Source organism: Gemella haemolysans (assembly GCF_028308085.1).
GTDB classification, from domain to species: Bacteria; Bacillota; Bacilli; order Staphylococcales; family Gemellaceae; genus Gemella; species Gemella haemolysans_D.
Map to the genome: position 1 here is coordinate 1 of NZ_JAQMFS010000037.1, position 308 is coordinate 308.

The following is a 308-nucleotide window of genomic DNA, read 5'->3' on the forward strand; positions in this document are numbered from 1 at the left end:
GGTTGTGGATTGTAGTCATCTTTTTGTGGCGTTACTTCTACCGTTACTGGCACTTCTTCCGTACTATTATCTGGATATGTGATTAATACTTTTCCTGGTTTATTTCCTGGTGTTGTATTTGTATCTGGTTTTTCTACCCATGTGTACGTTGTTCCTTTAGGTAAGCCTTCTGTATTGATACTTCCTTCTGCGCTTGGGTCGCTTCCATGTTTTGCGGTTTGTCCTGGCTGTTTCGCAGTTGGGTTAAACGTATCTTTTTGTTCTTTTACTGTGATTGGAACGGTTACTTCGTCTACTGTTCCATCTGG

Annotated in this window: 1 protein-coding gene; it reads right to left on the reverse strand. The window is 41.2% G+C overall.

Annotated elements, in window-relative coordinates:
* A partial coding sequence (locus tag PNO30_RS02885; RefSeq protein WP_271987093.1) for a Rib/alpha-like domain-containing protein occupies nt 1–308 on the reverse strand: 308 nt, incomplete at both ends.